Source organism: Streptomyces sp. NPDC127106, from assembly GCF_042677605.1.
Taxonomy (GTDB): Bacteria; Actinomycetota; Actinomycetes; order Streptomycetales; family Streptomycetaceae; genus Streptomyces.
The window spans coordinates 1-15,474 of record NZ_JBHXTC010000028.1; the positions used below are offsets into that span (position 1 = coordinate 1).

Genomic DNA, 15,474 nt, shown 5'->3' on the forward strand with positions numbered 1-15,474 from the left:
GATCACGTACGCCGGATGCGCGGAGGTCACTCCCACCGACGGATCGGTGTCCGGGTAGTGGTCCCCGGGGTCGACGGCGGCCGGATCGTCCAGGAGCAGCACGGGCCGGGCGTCCTCCAGCATGAAGGCGCGCCGGGCGGCCGGGGCGTCGGGGTCGAGCGGCAGGTAGGCCGCTCCCGACTTGAGCACGGCCAGCACTGCGACGACGAGTTCCGTCGAGCGCGGCAGGGCCAGGGCGACCAGGGTCTCCGGGCCGGCTCCCCGCTCGATCAGGGCGTGCGCGAGCCGGTTCGCGCGGGCGTTCAACTCCCCGTACGTCAGCGACGTCTCCCCCGCCACCACCGCCACCGCGTCCGGGCACTCCCGCACCCGCGCCTCGAACAACTCCGGCAGGCACGCCTCCGACACCGCCGGCACCTCGATCGGCGCCGGAGGGACCACCAGCAGCCGCTCGGCCTCCGACAACACCTCCACCCGGCTCAGCGCCAGCCCCGGGTCGGCCGTCACCGCCCGCAGCAACCGCAACCACCGCTCCACCAGCGCACCGACCGTCTCCGGATCGAACAGGTCGCCGGCGTATTCCACGAAGCCGTCGATGCCGGCGGGGTGCCCGTCGTCGCCGTGGCGCTCGGACATCGAGAAGATCAGGTCCAGCTTCGAGGTGGTCGTGGTGAGCCGGACGGGGTCGGTGTGCAGGCCGGGCGGGGCGAAGTCGGCCCGGGGTGCGTTCTGCAGCACCAGCATGACTTGGAAGAGGGGGTGGTGGGACAACGAGCGCGCCGGGTTGAGGGCCTCGACGAGGTACTCGAACGGCAGGTCCTGGTGGGCGTAGGCGCCGAGGGCCCCGTCGCGCACGCGGCCGAGGAGTTCGGTGAACGTCGGGTCGCCGGAGGTGTCGGTGCGCAGGACGAGGGTGTTGACGAAGTATCCGATCAGGTCGTCGAGGGCCTGGTCGGTGCGGCCGGCGATGAGGCTGCCGACGGGAATGTCGTCGCCGGCGCCCAGCTTGTTCAGCAGGGCGGCGAGGCCGGCCTGGAGCACCATGAACAGGCTGGTGCCGTGGGCGTGGGCCAGTTCCCGCAGCCCGCGGTGGAGTTCGGCGTCGATCGCGGCGGTGACGAAGCCGCCGCGGTGGGAGGCGACCGGCGGGCGGGGCCGGTCGGTGGGCAGCTCGATCCGCTCGGGCAGCCCGGCCAGGGCCTTCGTCCAGTACGCGGCCTGCCGGGCGAACAGGCTGTCCGGGTCGGTGGCGTCGCCGAGCAGCCGGTGCTGCCAGAGGGTGTAGTCGGCGTACTGCACGGGCAGCGGCGCGAACGCGGGTTCCTCGCCGCGGCGGCGCGCGGCGTAGGCATCGGCCAGGTTGTGGGCCAGCGGGCCGAGGGACCAGCCGTCTCCGGCGATGTGGTGGATGACGAGCAGCAGGACGTGGTCTTCGGGCCCCAACTCGAACAGTTCGGCGTGCAGCGGCAGGTCGGCGGCCAGGTCGAACGGGAACCGGAGTGCTTCGGCGAGGAGGCAGTCGACGTCCGCTTCCGTGGCGGTGTGCACGTCCAGTCGCGGCCGGTTCTCCGCCGGGTCCAGAATGCGCTGGTGGGGGGTGCCGTCGACCTGTGGGAAGACGGTGCGCAGGCTCTCGTGCCGGGCCGTCACGTCGGCGAGGGCCCGGCCCAGTGCCGGCCGGTCCAGCGGCCCGGACAGGCGCCAGGCGAGCGGGATGTTGTAGTTGGCGCTGGCCCCCTCGAGCTGGTGCAGGAACCACAGTCGGCGCTGGGCGAAGGACAGCGGGACCAGCTCCGGCCGCTCCGGGTGGGCAGTGAGGGGCAGCCGGGCCTGGCCCGCGCCGGCTAGGCCCGCCGCGAGGCCGGCCGGGGTCGGCGCCTCGAACAGGGCGCGCAGTTCCAGCTCGACGCCGAGGGTGGCGCGGACGCGGGCGACGAGGCGGGTGGCGAGCAGGGAGTGCCCGCCGAGATCGAAGAAGCTGTCGTCGACGCCCGCTTCGGCGGCTCCGAGGATCTCGGCGAACAGCTCGCACAGGATCTGCTCCTGCGGGGTGCGCGGTGCCCGGCCGCTACCGAGGGCGCCGAGCTGCGGTTCGGGCAGCGCCCGGCGGTCGAGCTTGCCGTTGACGGTCAGCGGCAGGGCGTCGAGGGCGACGAACGCGGCCGGGACCATGTACTCGGGCAGCCGCTCCCGCAGGTGCCCGCGCAGCACCGCGGAGTGCGCGGTGCAGCCCTGGCCGGGGACGACGTACGCGACGAGGCGGGGGTCGTCGGCCCGGTCGCGGCGGGCCAGGACGGCGACCTGGGCGACCTCCGGATGGGCCGCGAGCTCGGACTCGATCTCGCCGAGTTCGATGCGGAAGCCGCGTACCTTGACCTGGTCGTCGGACCGGCCGACGAACTCCAGGGCGCCCCGGGAGTTCCGGCGCACCACGTCCCCGGAGCGGTACATGCGGGTGCCGGGCCGTCCGTACGGGTCGGCGACGAAGCGGGAGGCGGTGAGCCCGGGCCGGTGGAGGTAGCCTCGGGCGAGGCCGGCCCCGGCGACGTACAGCTCCCCGGCGACGCCGGGCGGGACGGGGCGCAGCCGGTCGTCCAGGACGTAGACGCGCAGGTCGGGGAGGGCGGTGCCGATGTCGCTGGCGGCGCCCGGGACCGCGGTGTCGCCGCTCAGTTGGGTGTGGGTGACGTGGACGGTGGTCTCGGTGATGCCGTACATGTTCACCAGGACCGGGGCATCGGGCGCGTGGCGCGTGTACCAGCCCGCCAGCCGCGCCGGCTCCAGCGCCTCCCCGCCGAACACCACCCACCGCAGCGACAGTTCGGCGCCCGGGGCCTCCGCATCGGCCTGCATCAGCTGGTAGAACGCCGACGGCGTCTGGTTCAGCACGGTCACCCGCTGCTCCACCAGCAGCCGCCAGAACGCCTCCGGCGACCGCGACACCTCGAACGGCACCACCACCAACCGCCCGCCGTACAACAACGGACCCCACAACTCCCACACCGAGAAGTCGAACGCGTAACTGTGGAACAACGTCCACACGTCATCCGCCCCGAACCCGAACCACTCCTCCGTCGCCGAGAACAGCCGCACCACGTTCCCGTGCGGCACCACCACCCCCTTCGGCCGCCCCGTCGAACCCGACGTGTAGATCACGTACGCCGGATGCGCGGAGGTCACTCCCACCGACGGATCGGTGTCCGGGTAGTGGTCCCCGGGGTCGACGGCGGCCGGATCGTCCAGGACGAGCACGGGCCGGGCGTCCTCGACCATGTACGCCCGCCGTGCCGCGGGGTAGCCGGGGTCGAGCGGGAGGTACGCCGCTCCCGACTTGAGCACGGCCAGTACCGCGACGACGAGTTCCGCCGAGCGCGGCAGGGCCAGCGCCACCAGGTCCTCGACGCCGACGCCCCGCTCGATCAGGGCGTGCGCGAGCCGGTTCGCGCGGGCGTTCAACTCCCCGTACGTCAGCGACGTCTCCCCCGCCACCACCGCCACCGCGTCCGGGCACTCCCGCACCCGCGCCTCGAACAGGGCCGGGATGCACGCGTCCGGCGCCGCCGGCGCCCCGGCCGGCACCGGCGGGACCACCACGAACCGCTCCGCCTCCGACAACACGTCGACCCGGCTCAGCGCCAGCCCCGGGTCGGCCGTCACCGCCCGCAGCAACCGCAACCACCGCTCCACCAGCGCACCGACCGTCTCCGGATCGAACAGGTCGGTGCTGTACTCCACCAGGCCGGTGAGGCCGGCCGGGCCGCCTTCCGGGTCCTTGCGTTCCGTGAGGTTGAAGGTGAGGTCGCACTTGGCGGTGCCGGTGGGCACCAGGGCCGTGGCGACGTGCAGGTCCGGCAGGTCGAGTTCGCCGAGCGGCGCGGTCTGCAGGGCGAGCATCGTCTGGAAGAGGGGGTGGTGGGCGAGCGACCGCGTCGGGTTGAGTTCCTCGACCAGGTGCTCGAAGGGCACGTCCTGGTGGGCGTAGGCGGCGAGGGCGTTCCTCCGGACCCGGTCGAGGAGTTCGGTGAACGTCGGGTCGCCGGACAGGTCCGTGCGCAGGACCAGGGTGTTGACGAAGAAGCCGACCAGCTCGTCGGCGGCCTCGTCGGTCCGTCCGGCGACGGGTACGCCGACGGGGACGTCGGTGCCCGCGCCGTGCTTGCCCAGCAGGGCGGCGAGGCCGGCCTGGAGGACCATGAACAGGGTCGCCCCGTGGCGGCGGGCGAGCGTGCGCAGGGCACGGTGCAGGTCGGCGTCGAGGTGCAGCTCGACCCGGTCGCCGCGGTACGTGGTCGCGGCGGGGCGGGGCCGGTCGAGGGGGAGGTCGAGGCGCTCCGGCAGGTCGGCCAGGTTGGCGCGCCAGAAGGCGAGCTGACGTGCCGACAGGCTGTCGGGGTCGGCGGCGTCTCCGAGCAGCTCGCGCTGCCAGAGGGTGTAGTCGGCGTACTGGACGGGCAGGGCCGGCCAGTCGGGTGCGGTGCCGCGGCGGCGGGCGGCGTACGCCTGGGTGACGTCCCGGGCCAGGGCTCCCAGGGACCAGCCGTCGCCGACGATGTGGTGGACCACCAGCAGCAGGACGTGCTCGTCGGCGCGCAGGGCGAACAGCTCTGCGCGGACGGGCGGTTGCGCCGCGAGGTCGAAGGTGCGGCGCGCGGCCGCGGCCAGCCGCTGCGGGAGTTCCGCCTCGTCGCAGTCGGTGACGGGCAGGGCGGGCGCGGCCCGGTCGGCGTCCAGGACGTGCTGGGCGGGGTTGCCCCGCTCGTCGGTGAACACCGTGCGCAGGCTCTCGTGCCGGGTCACCACGTCGTGGAGCGCGGCCTCCAGCGCCGCCCGGTCGAGGCTGCCCGCCATGCGCAGGGCGAGCGGGATGTTGTAGGTGGCGCCGGTGCCTTCCATTCGCTGGAGGAACCACAGGCGGCGCTGGGCGGAGGAGAGCGGTACGACTTCGGGGCGCTCGCGGCGGGTGAGCGCGGGCCGGGTGCGGGTGCGGGCACCGTCGGCGCCGCGGGCGGCGGCGTCGTCGAGGGCGGCGGCGACCCCGGCCGGGGTAGGGGCCGCGAAGAGGTCGGCGAGGCGGACGCTGGTGCCGAGGGCGGCCCGGATCCGGGCCGGGAGGCGCAGGGCGAGCAGGGAGTCGCCGCCGAGGGCGAAGAAATCGTCGTCCGCGGCGACGTCGGGCACGCCGAGGACGTCGGCGAACAGCCCGCACAGCAGCTCTTCGCGCACCGTGCGGGGCGCCCGGCCGCGGGTGGCCGCGGCGGGGGCGGGCGCGGGCAGCGCCTGCCGGTCCAGCTTTCCGGTCGGGGTCAGCGGCAGGGCGTCGAGGACGACGTAGCCGGCCGGGAGCAGGTGGGCGGGCAGCCGGCCGCGGAGGTGGGCGCGCAGCTGCTCGGGCCGGGGCTCGGCACCGGGCGCGGCGACGACGTAGGCGATCAGCCGCGGGGCGCCGTCGTCGTCCGTGCGGGCCGCGACGGCCGCGTCGGCCACGGCGGGGTGGGACGTCAGCTCCGCCTCGATCTCGCCGGGTTCGATCCGGAAGCCGCGGATCTTGACCTGGTCGTCGGTGCGGCCGAGGAACTCCAGGGCGCCGTGCGCGGTGCGGCGCACCAGGTCGCCCGTGCGGTACATGCGGCTGCCGGGCGGGCCGTACGGGTCGGCGACGAAGCGCTCCGCCGTCAGGGCGGGCCGGCCCAGGTAGCCGCGGGCGAGGCCGGCGCCGGCGAGGTGGAGCTCGCCGGGCGTGCCGTCGGGGACGGGGTGCAGGGCGGCGTCGAGGACGTGGGCCCGGACGCCGGTGACCGGGTTGCCGATGACGGGGTGGGCGGCTGCGGCGACGGGGGCGGTGAGGGCGTCGACGGTGCATTCGGTCGGGCCGTAGAAGTTGAGGCAGCGTACGCCCTCGGCGGCGCGCAGCTCGTCCCACAGGCGCTGCGGTACGGCCTCGGCTCCGGCGACGATCACGGACGGGCGGTGCCGGCCGCCGTCGAGGAGCCCGTGGTCGAGCAGCACGCGCAGGTAGGAGGGCGTGGCGTTGACGAAGTCGAGGCGGTGGCGGTCGAGGTGGCGGAGGAAGGCGTCGGGGTCGGCCCAGGTGTCGCGGTCGAGGACGTGCAGCTCGTGGCCGGCGAACAGGCACATCAGCTGGTCCCAGGAGGCGTCGAACGCGAGGGAGGTGGTCAGCGCCACCCGCATCCGCCGTCCGGCGCCGTCCCCGGTCCTGTCCCCGTCCCCGCTCCCGTTCCCGTTCCCGTCCTCGGACGCCACGACGGGGAAGAGGGTGCCGCGCTGGTGGCGGTACAGGTTGGCGACGCCCGCGTGGGTGACGAGGACGCCCTTGGGCCGGCCGGTGGAGCCGGAGGTGTGGACGACGTACGCCGGGTGGCGGGGGTCGGCGTCCACGGCGGGGGCGGTCGGGGAGCAGGCGGCGAGCCGGGCGGCGGTCTCCGGCGCGTCGAGGACGACCAGGTCCGGGGCGGGCTCGTCGGGCAGCCGACCGCGCAGGGCGTCGTGGGTGACGAGGACGGCCGGGCGGGTGTCCTGGAGGATCCGGGCGAGGCGGGCGGAAGGGTGTTCCGGGTCGAGGGGGACGTAGGCCGCGCCGGTCTTCAGGACGGCGAGGACGGCCGCCACGAGGTCGGCGGTGCGGGGCAGGGCGAGGGCGACCAGCCTCTCCGGGGCGGCTCCGTGCGCGATGAGCAGGCGGGCGATGCGGTTGGCCCGCGCGTCGAGTTCCGCGTAGGTGTGGGTGGCGTCCGGGCCGACGACGGCCACGGCGCCGGGGGTGCGGCGGACCTGCTCCTCGAACAGAACGGCGAGGTGGGCGGTGGGCGCGGACGCATCGGGCACGGCCGCGGGCCCGGAGCCGGCGCCGGGCTCGGCCGGGCGGGGGCGCGCAGCGGCACGCCCGTGCCGGGGGATGCGGCCCAGCGGGCGGTCGGGGGCCGTCTCGGCAAGGCTGTCGAGGAGGGCCGTCAGCCCCCGGCGGTGGGCCTGGCGTTCGTCGTCGCGCCACAGGTCCGGGGCGGTGTGGAGGGCGATCCGCGGGCCGGTGCCGTCGCGCCGGTCCACGGCCCACACCGCCAGGTCGGCGGCGGAGCCGGCGGACAGGCCGTGCGGGGTGGCCCGGTGGCCGGCGAGCGTCAGCTGCCGGGGGAATGACCTGATGTTGACGATCGCCGAGTACGGGGACCCGGTCAGCCCGAGGTCCCGCCGGAGGTCCTCGCCGCGGTAGCGCTGGTGCTCCACCGCGGAGCGGACGTCGGCGTCGACCTGGTCGAGGAACGCCCCCCAGGGCGTGCCGGGTTGCAGGGCCAGGCGCAGGGGCACCACGTTCGCGAGGGTGCCCGGAGCGGACATCGCCGTGGCGTCGTCGGGGTCGCGGCCGGTGACGGGCAGGCCGAGGAGCAGGTCGCGGGCGCCGGTGAGACGGTGCAGGTACAGGGCGGTGGAGGCGATGAGGATCCTGGACCAGCGGGCCCCGGTGCGTTCGGCCGCTGCCCGCACCGCTGCGCTCCCGGAGTGCTCGGGGGTGAGCCGGGTGCACAGGGTGGCCCCGTCGGGGTGGGCGGGGGCGCGACCGAGGCGGACGGGTGCGGGGAGGCGGTCGAGGCGCTGCACCCAGTACCGCCGGTCCGCGGCGAAGCGGTCGGAAGCCCGGTAGGCGGCGTCGTTGTCGACCACGTCCTGCAGCGGCACGAACGGCGTGGGCGGCAGCGTGCGTCCTTCGGTCAGGGCCGTGTACAGCTCGGCGACCCGGCGGGCGACGAGGACGTAGCCGAAGCCGTCGGCGACGAGGTGGTGGTAGGTGTGGTGCCAGAGCCAGCGCTCGTCGGACAGCTTGATCAGGGCATGGCTGAACAGCGGGTCGGCGGTGAGGTCGAGGGGCCGGAGCCGGTCTGCGGCCATCCAGTCCACGGCCGCGGCGAGCGGGGCGTCCGCCGCGCTCAGGTCGAGACGGTGGGGGTCCCACCGGGCCGGTGCCCCCAGCACCTGCCGCGGCCCGTTGTCGTCGTGGACGAACCGCGTGTGGAGGGCCTGGTTCTCGGTGACGGCCTGCCGCAGCGCCGCGGCGAACAGGTCGGGGTCGACGGGCCCGTGGATCTCGACGTACTCGCCGAGGCGGTAGTGCGGGTTGACGCCGGTCGTCCGCTGTTCGGCGAGCCAGATGTCGCGCTGAGCCGCCGTCAGGGGCAGGACGACGCCGTCGCGAGCAGGCATGGGGGTACCTCCAGAAGTGCGGTCGGGGATGCGGTGCCGCCGGCGCTGCGGCAGGGAGAACCAGCCGGCCCGCGCGCCCGGGGCGTGGCGGTCGAGCCGGGATCGGGAGGGGGACGGCCCGGGAGGGGCCTAGGACCGGGACGGTGCGGGCTGGGGCGCGGGGCGGCGGGAGCCGGCGGGCTCGCCCGCGCCGCCGTGCGGCAGGACGGCGCGGGCGGGGACCCGGCGTACCGCGGGTCGGTCGGGCCGCTCGCCGGCCTGGAACTGCCAGAGGGACGTGTAGAGCCCGTGCCGGGCGAGCAGGTCGCCGTGGGTGCCCTGTTCTGCGACGATGCCGCCCCGGTCGAGGACGTAGATCCAGTCGGCGCCGCGGATCGTCGACAGGCGGTGGGCGATGACGATCAGGGTGCGGTCCCGGGCGAAGGTGCGCAGGGCGTGCTGGATCGCCGCCTCGGTCTCGTTGTCCACGGCAGAGGTGGCCTCGTCGAGGATGACGACGGGTGGGTCCTTGAGGATCGCCCGGGCCAGGGCGATGCGCTGGCGCTGCCCTCCGGACAGGGCGGATCCGCGCTCGCCGATGTGCGTGTCGTACCGCTCGGGGAGCTCCGCGATGAAGGGGTGGGCCTCGGCCATCCGGGCGGCGCGCTCCACGTGCCCGTGGGGGGCGTCGAAGCTGCCGTAGCGGATGTTGTCGGCGATGGTGCCGTCGAACAGGAAGGGGTCCTGGGCGACGAACCCGACGGCGCTGCGCAGGCCGTGCCGGGACAGGTCGCGGACGTCGCGGCCGTCGAGGAGGACCCGGCCGGAGTCGGCGTCCTGGAACCGCATGAGGAGTTTGGCGACGGTCGTCTTGCCGGAGCCGGTCGCGCCCACGATGCCCGTGACCTTGCCGGGGGCGATGTGCAGGGACAGGTCGTTGAGCACGGGCGGCCGGCCGCGGTAGGCGAAGGTGACCCGCTCCAGGGTGACGGCTCCGCCGACGTCCCGGCGGTCGACGGGGTGCTCCCGGCCGACGGGTTCGGTGGGCAGGGCGTGCAGCTGTTGGACCCGTGCGTACGCGGTGAGGGTGCGCTGGTACTGGTCGACGATGCCGCCGAGGCGGGTGAGTCGCAGCAGGACCTGCTGGGGCAGGCCGATGAGCGGGCTGAACACCTCGAAGGGCAGGGTGCCGTCGAGGACGAGGCGCCCGCCGAGCAGGAGGGTGCCGGTCATGGAGGCGGTGGTGCAGGCGCGGACGGTCTCGGAGTGGCGGATGCTGCTGCGGTCGGTGCGCAGGTTGCTGTCGCGGTACACCTCGCCGAGGCTGTCGACGCGTCCGGCCTCGTAGTCCTCGGTGCAGAAGCTCTTGACGGTGGCGCCGGCCTGCAGGCTGTTGACGAGCTGGCTGTGCAGCCGGGTCCGGTTCTCGCTGGAGACGGCGTAGTCGGCGGCGGCGCGGTCGTGGTAGCGGAACGACAGCCAGGCCACGAGGGGCATCGGCAGGAAGGCGAGCCAGGCGATCTGCGGCGCGAACAGCAGGAAGGCGGGGACCAGCACGAGGAAGCTGGTGGTCAGTTGGACCACGTCGTTCGCGGAGGACGTGAAGAACGCGCCGAGCTGGGCGACCTCGTCGGTCAGGACGCCGGCGACGCGCGTGGTGCGCTCGCCCTCCAGCTGGCTCAGTTCGAGCCGCTGCACGTGGGCGTAGGTGTGGTTGCGCCAGTCGTGCTGCACGTCCTGACCGAGCCTGCGCCAGGCGACGCCCGCCGCGTACGAGAGGCCGGCGACGGCGGCGCAGGCCGCTGCCGCGGCCGCGGCCAGGAACCACAGCTGCGAGGAGGCGCTGGTCAGGCCGAGCGTGAGCAGCGGCGCGCACTCCCCCTTGATCAGCACCAGCGCGGTCCAGCCCAGGAAGAGGCCGAGGGCGACCTCGGCCAGCTGGCACACGGCGGACAGGCCGGAGGCGAGGCCGAGCCGGGCCTTGTGCGGGCCGACGACGTCCAGGAGGGCCCGGAACGAGGAGCGTCGGCCCGGCGGCGCGCCTCCCGGCGGACCGGAGGCCGCCGCGGCGGTGTCGGTGCCGGTGTCGAGCCCGGTGGCAGTGCCGGTGTCGAGTCCGGTGGCACCGGCCGCCTGGCGCACGGCGCGGCGTACGAGGACGGCGGTGGCCGCCACGACAGCGCCCAGCACCACGATGGGCCTGCGCAGGAGCCTGCCGGGCGCGAGCAGGGCCGCGGCCGCCGTCGCACCGCCGGCCACGGCGAGAACGGCACCCGGCGCGCGCCCGTTGCCGGCCCCGGCGGATGGTGGCGCAGCCCCTGCGGGGGGCTCCCCGGAGGAAACCGTGGGAAGCCCGCCCGGATTCTGCGCGCACCGGAGGATTGCCGAAAGGACATTCTCCAGGACTTCGCGTACGTCGACCGGTCCGTGATTCTCGTCGTACAGAACGAGAACCGTACCCGTCACATGGTTCGCACGCGCAGAGCGGATCCAGGAAACGCCGTGCAGTGTTTCCTGGAGGACCTCGGCCAGGTGCCGTTTGCCGGCCATCTCCGGAATCTTCCAGCGTTGCCTGCCGGGAACGGCGGAGCACATCGTCAACGCATACGCGTCCTCCGGCAGCCGGAGAGGCTGTCGAACGGCCGCGGGTTCCACCAGCAGTGTCATTTCTCCGCAGTTCCTGGGTGTTTTCTCAACGCCCTCTTCACCAAGGGCGACCGGGCGGCGCGGCGGCCTGGAGAGGAGGGGCGTCACGCCTGGGCGGGTGCGACGTCGGGTCCACGCCCCTTGGGCTGCTGCGACCCGGGCATGTGGGTCGAGGCGGACCTGCCCGCCTCCGGGCCCTGCCCGTCCTTCTGCGGGGCGGGAGCCGCCTGCCGGTCCGAGCCGGAGGTCACCTGCGAGGCGACGACGTCGGCGGTCACCTCGGCCGCGAGGTCCTGCAGGCTCTCGGTGGCGTCGTGAGCTGCCCGCTTCACCTCCAGCACCAGCCCGACGGAGGTCTTCACGATGCCGCGCACCAGCGGTTTGGCGATCCGCTTGGCCAGCGGTGCGGCAATGAGTCCGATCAGGAACGGGGGAAGGACGGGCGGCATGATCCCCTACCTCTCTTCGTTGGGTGGACGAGCGTCGTTGAACGGAGCGGGGTCTTGGTCGGGAACACCGAGCGGTGGAAATTGCCGCGAGTGTGGCAACACGTCGAGCGTCGGCAATCGACGGCGAAGAGGACGGCCGAACCGATACGCATACCGGTCGGCGGTTGTGCCGAAACGACCGGCCTGCCGGCCGCGGGACGTCGTTCCTGCCCCGGGCCTTGCAAAGCTCCCTCAGGCTAGCGGCAGCGAAACGTGGCGCTCGTGCACCGTCACCCGGAAGGGTATCGAGGGGAGGTTCGACCGATTGCTTTGCGCCAGCAATGCCGACCGTGATGTCGGAAATCCCTCCTCGCCGCCCCCGGAATCCCGGGGCTCACCGCGATCTCTCCCCAGACATCGCACGGACGGTGTCGGCGCGTATTCGCCTCTCGCCCGGGTGTCACCCCGGCGGCGCAACCACCGTCACCGCACGGATCGAACCCGCACCCCGTGTGCAGCGCGGGGTACGGGTTCGGGGGGAGACGGGACTGGGGGTAGGGGTGGGGGTGGAGTGGGGGGTGGGGTCAGAGGACGTTGTCCGGGGTGGGGGTGGGGGTGGGGGTGTCGTGGAGGAAGCCGCCGGACTGGTGTTGCCACAGCCGCGCGTAGGCGCCGTCCGAGGCGAGGAGTTCGTCGTGCGTGCCCTGCTCGACGATGCGCCCGCGGTCGAGGACGACGAGCCGGTCCATGCTCGCGACCGTGCTCAGCCGGTGTGCCACGACGAGCGCCGTCCGCCCGTCCATGAGCCGCCACAGCGCCTCCTGGACGAGGATCTCGCTCTCGGAGTCCAAGGCGCTGGTGGCCTCGTCGAGCAGCAGGATCGGGGCGTCGCGCAGGATCGCCCGGGCGAGGGCGACCCGCTGGCGCTGACCGCCGGACAGTTTGACGCCGCGTTCGCCGACCATGGTGTCGAAGCCCTTCGGGAGGGCGTCGGCGAACTCGGTGACGTGCGCCGCCTCGGCCGCGCGGCGGATCTCCGCGTCGGTGGCGCCCGGCCGGGCGAACGCGATGTTCTCCCGCAGTGTGCGGTGGAACATCGCCGGGTCCTGCGGTACGTAGGCGATCAGGCTGCGCAGGTCGGCCTGGGCCAGCCTGCTGATGTCCTGACCGCCGATCAGGATCCGGCCGGCCTCGATGTCCGTCATCCGCAGCAGCAGCCGCGTGAGCGTGGTCTTGCCCCCGCCGGACCGGCCGACGAGTCCGATCCTCGCCCCGCTGGGCACGTCCAGGTCGAGGCCCTGGAACAGCGGCCGCCCTCCGCCGTGGGCGAAGGTCACCCGCTCGAAGCGCACGCCGGCGGAGGCCCCCGACCGCAGGGGCTCCGGTGACGGCGGGTCGAGCACGGTCGGCGGAGTCAGCAGCAGTTCGGTGAACTGTGCGGCCTCCGTCATCGAGCTCTCCAGGCGGCGGTAGATCTGGTTGAACTCGAACATGATCCGGGTGGCGCTGGAGTAGTAGGCGAAGGCCACGATGACCGCCTCGACCCCGTGTTCCCCCGCGCCGAGCGCGACGGCGACCAGCAGGCCCAGCGCGTTGGTCAGCACGGACATGGGCGCGACCAGCGTGTCGATGCGCAGGTTGCCGTAGTCCCACGAACGGAGCATCAGCCGCCGGGACTCCGCCACGCGGGACCGGTGCTCGGCGGCCTCGCGCTCCTCGGCGGCGAACGCCCGGACCGTGTCCATGTTCATCAGACTGTCGGCGACGTGGCCCGACACCCGGGCGATGGCCTCCTCGCGCTCGTCGACGAGGGCCTGGCGGCGGCGGACCAGCGGCACCACGCCCAGTGCCGTCACGGCGATCATCATCAGGAGCCCCACGACGAGCAGCGGCTCGTAGAACCACAGCACGACGCAGGCGAAGGCCAGCGGTACGAGTTTGCCTATGACCGAGAAGGTCAGGGTGTCGACGAACTCCTCGAAGCGGGAGGCGAAGCTGAGGACCCGCTTGGTGAGCGATCCGGCGAAGTTGTCGTGGAAGAACGCGGCGTCCTTGGCGAACAGCGAGTCCATCCCCATCACGTACAGGCGCTCGATGCCGAGGGCGTCGAGGCGGTTGAGGCAGTGCAGGCCGATGCGCCACAACGCCTCGGCGAGCAGCAGTACCCCGCCGAAACCGAGGACGTAGGGCAGCATCGCGCCGATGTCGGTGCTGCCGCCTCCGGCCATCCGGCCGACGAGCTTGGCGACGATCAGCGGCGCAACGTAGTTGATGCCGATGTTGCCGAGCGCCGGGGCCAGCATCGCCGGCGCCGTCATGCGGCGGAGCCGGGCCAGCTCCCTTAAGTAGTAGCGGAGCGCGAGGAGCACCGAGCCCCTGCGCGGTGGGCTTTCAGGTGTTTCAGGCGATCCCATCGCAACCCTGTGCTGTTGGACCGGTTAGGACAGGTTCCGCAGTGTCCCGCAGGGCCGCCCGCGCCGTCCAAGCGTTTTCCACCGGCCCCGTCAGTGGTGGGCGTGGACCACGGCGTGGCCCTTGCCGCGGCCGATCATCCACTTGTTGATCGGGGTCGTGACCAGGAACGCGACGGCGAATCCGCCCAGCAGCGCGCCCCAGAACAGCCCCTCGTCCAGATGGGCGTCCATCGCGCCGGGCACCAGGGCGATGATGCCGTTGTCGACCAGCTCCATCACGGCGATCGAGACGGTGTCGGCGGCCAGCGCCACCTTGATCGCGGCCTTGAGGCCCAGGCCGGCCCGGCGGACCGCGAACAGGGTGAACGAGTAGCCGAAGACGAACGCGAGGGCGATCGCCAGGACCATGGTCGCGACATTGCCCCACAGCAGGGCGGTGCCGATGACCATGCCGAGGATCTCGCCGACGGCGCACCCGGTCAGGCAGTGCAGGGTCGCCTTCGCGGCGGTCCCCCACGAGGCGCCGGCGCGGCCCGCGCGTCCCGCCTCGCCGGCGCCGTGATGGACGGCATGGTCCTGTGCGGCGGAGTGGTGGCGGTGGTGGCGTGCGCTCTGACCCATGACCCTCATCCCCATGTCCGTCCGGGCAGGGCTCCCTGCCCTGCGCCCCACGCACAACGATATACCCCCTGGGGGTATTCCCTCCAGAGCCGGTCGGCCCGGGTGCCCGCCCTCACCCTTCCGGCGGTCCACCGAGGCGCTGGAGGGCGACCCCGTGCTCCGCCAGCGCCTCCGGGAGGCGGGCCAGGGCCGCAAGCCCCTCGATGTGATGGACCCCCACGGGCAGGGAGCCGGTGAGTAGCTCCCGGGTGACGTACGCCGCGACTAGCCCGGTGACACGGCTCTGCGCCCGCCCGGTGAGCGCGTAGGCCGCGTGCAGGTCCCCGCGCCGGGCGTCGGCCCGTACGGCGAAGCCGTCGCCCCCGGCGTGGACCCTGCGGAGGACTGCGGTCAGGGCCTGCCGCACCGCCGGGTGGCGGGCGGCCCGCCGCAGCGCGAAGAGCGTGCCGGTCAGCGGCCCGGAGTCCAGGCAGAGACGGGTGGTGACCTGCACGGTTCCGAGGGTGCGGGGCAGCGTGTGCTGGTCGGAGAAGGGGAAGGGGTACGCGGTGCGCGGCCCGTGTCCGGGCAGCTCGACCCGCAGCGGGCGGGCGGTCGCGGGTTCGGCCAGGCCCTCGACCGTCCAGCGGACCGCGTCGGCGCCGTGCCGCTCGCCGGCGCCCAGGAGCACCGTGAGGTCGATGCGCTCCGCGCCGCCGACGGCCTCGTGCGCCCGGCGGGCGAGGAGGTTCGTCAGCCCGGGGGCGACTCCGACGCTGAGCACGGCCGTGGCTCCGCCAGCCGCCGCGAGGCCGTCCAGCTCCGCCACGCCGTCGAGCAGCCGCCGGGTGGCACCGATGTCGACCAGGTGGACGCCGCGCTCGAAACAGGCGTGCGCGATCCCGGCGTCGGGCGGCTCCACGCACATCACGACGACGGCCACGTCACCGAGGCCGTCGAGCGTCCGCCGGAAGCCGTCCGGATCGGTGACGTCGACGCGGACGCCGCCGAGCCTCAACGCCCTCGCCGCGTCGCGCCCCGCGACGACGACCCGGCCGGGGAACCAGTCGACGAGGGCCGCGGCCACCGTCGCACCCACGGCGCCGTAGCCGCCGACCACCAGGAGGCGACCCGATTTCACTGTAGTCATGCTCCAGTGAAATACACTGTAGTCTCACTACAGTCAAAGAGCC

The 15,474-nt window shown here is 73.9% G+C and carries 6 protein-coding genes and 1 pseudogene; all 7 read right to left on the bottom strand.

Annotation, left to right across the window (positions count from 1 at the left end; genetic code table 11):
• Positions 1–8,214 (bottom strand): amino acid adenylation domain-containing protein (locus ACFVGY_RS22475; RefSeq protein WP_385680052.1); only part of this gene is annotated, 8,214 nt, incomplete at its 3' end.
• Positions 8,215–8,343: 129 nt separating this feature from the next.
• The gene (locus ACFVGY_RS22480; RefSeq protein ID WP_385680188.1) at positions 8,344–10,452 is read right to left on the bottom strand and encodes an ABC transporter ATP-binding protein; all 2,109 of its coding nucleotides are present in this window, start codon (positions 10,450–10,452) and stop codon (positions 8,344–8,346) included.
• A 180-nt stretch (positions 10,453–10,632) separates the two neighbouring features.
• Positions 10,633–10,860: pseudogene (locus ACFVGY_RS22485) on the bottom strand (HMA2 domain-containing protein); the annotation flags it as partial.
• Positions 10,861–10,943: 83 nt separating this feature from the next.
• Positions 10,944–11,288, bottom strand: coding sequence for a DUF5132 domain-containing protein (locus ACFVGY_RS22490; RefSeq protein ID WP_385680054.1), 345 nt, complete (start codon positions 11,286–11,288; stop codon positions 10,944–10,946).
• 563 nt (positions 11,289–11,851) lie between these two features.
• Positions 11,852–13,681 carry an ABC transporter ATP-binding protein gene (locus tag ACFVGY_RS22495; protein ID WP_385680056.1) on the bottom strand — a complete coding sequence of 610 codons (1,830 nt, stop codon included), beginning with the start codon at positions 13,679–13,681 and terminating at the stop codon, positions 11,852–11,854.
• A 90-nt stretch (positions 13,682–13,771) separates the two neighbouring features.
• Positions 13,772–14,302: a DUF4396 domain-containing protein gene (locus ACFVGY_RS22500; RefSeq protein ID WP_385680058.1), complete on the bottom strand. Its 531-nt coding sequence runs from the start codon at positions 14,300–14,302 to the stop codon at positions 13,772–13,774.
• A 112-nt stretch (positions 14,303–14,414) separates the two neighbouring features.
• Entirely contained in the window at positions 14,415–15,431 is a 1,017-nt protein-coding gene (locus tag ACFVGY_RS22505) for a saccharopine dehydrogenase family protein (protein ID WP_385680060.1), read from the bottom strand.
• Positions 15,432–15,474: the final 43 nt, after the last annotated feature.

Coding starts and splice junctions, on each gene's coding strand:
- ACFVGY_RS22490 (WP_385680054.1), bottom strand. CDS start 11,288: ATGCCGCCCGTCCTTCCCCCGTTCCTGATCGGACTCATTGCCGCACCG.
- ACFVGY_RS22505 (WP_385680060.1), bottom strand. CDS start 15,431: ATGACTACAGTGAAATCGGGTCGCCTCCTGGTGGTCGGCGGCTACGGC.
- ACFVGY_RS22495 (WP_385680056.1), bottom strand. CDS start 13,681: ATGGGATCGCCTGAAACACCTGAAAGCCCACCGCGCAGGGGCTCGGTG.
- ACFVGY_RS22500 (WP_385680058.1), bottom strand. CDS start 14,302: ATGGGTCAGAGCGCACGCCACCACCGCCACCACTCCGCCGCACAGGAC.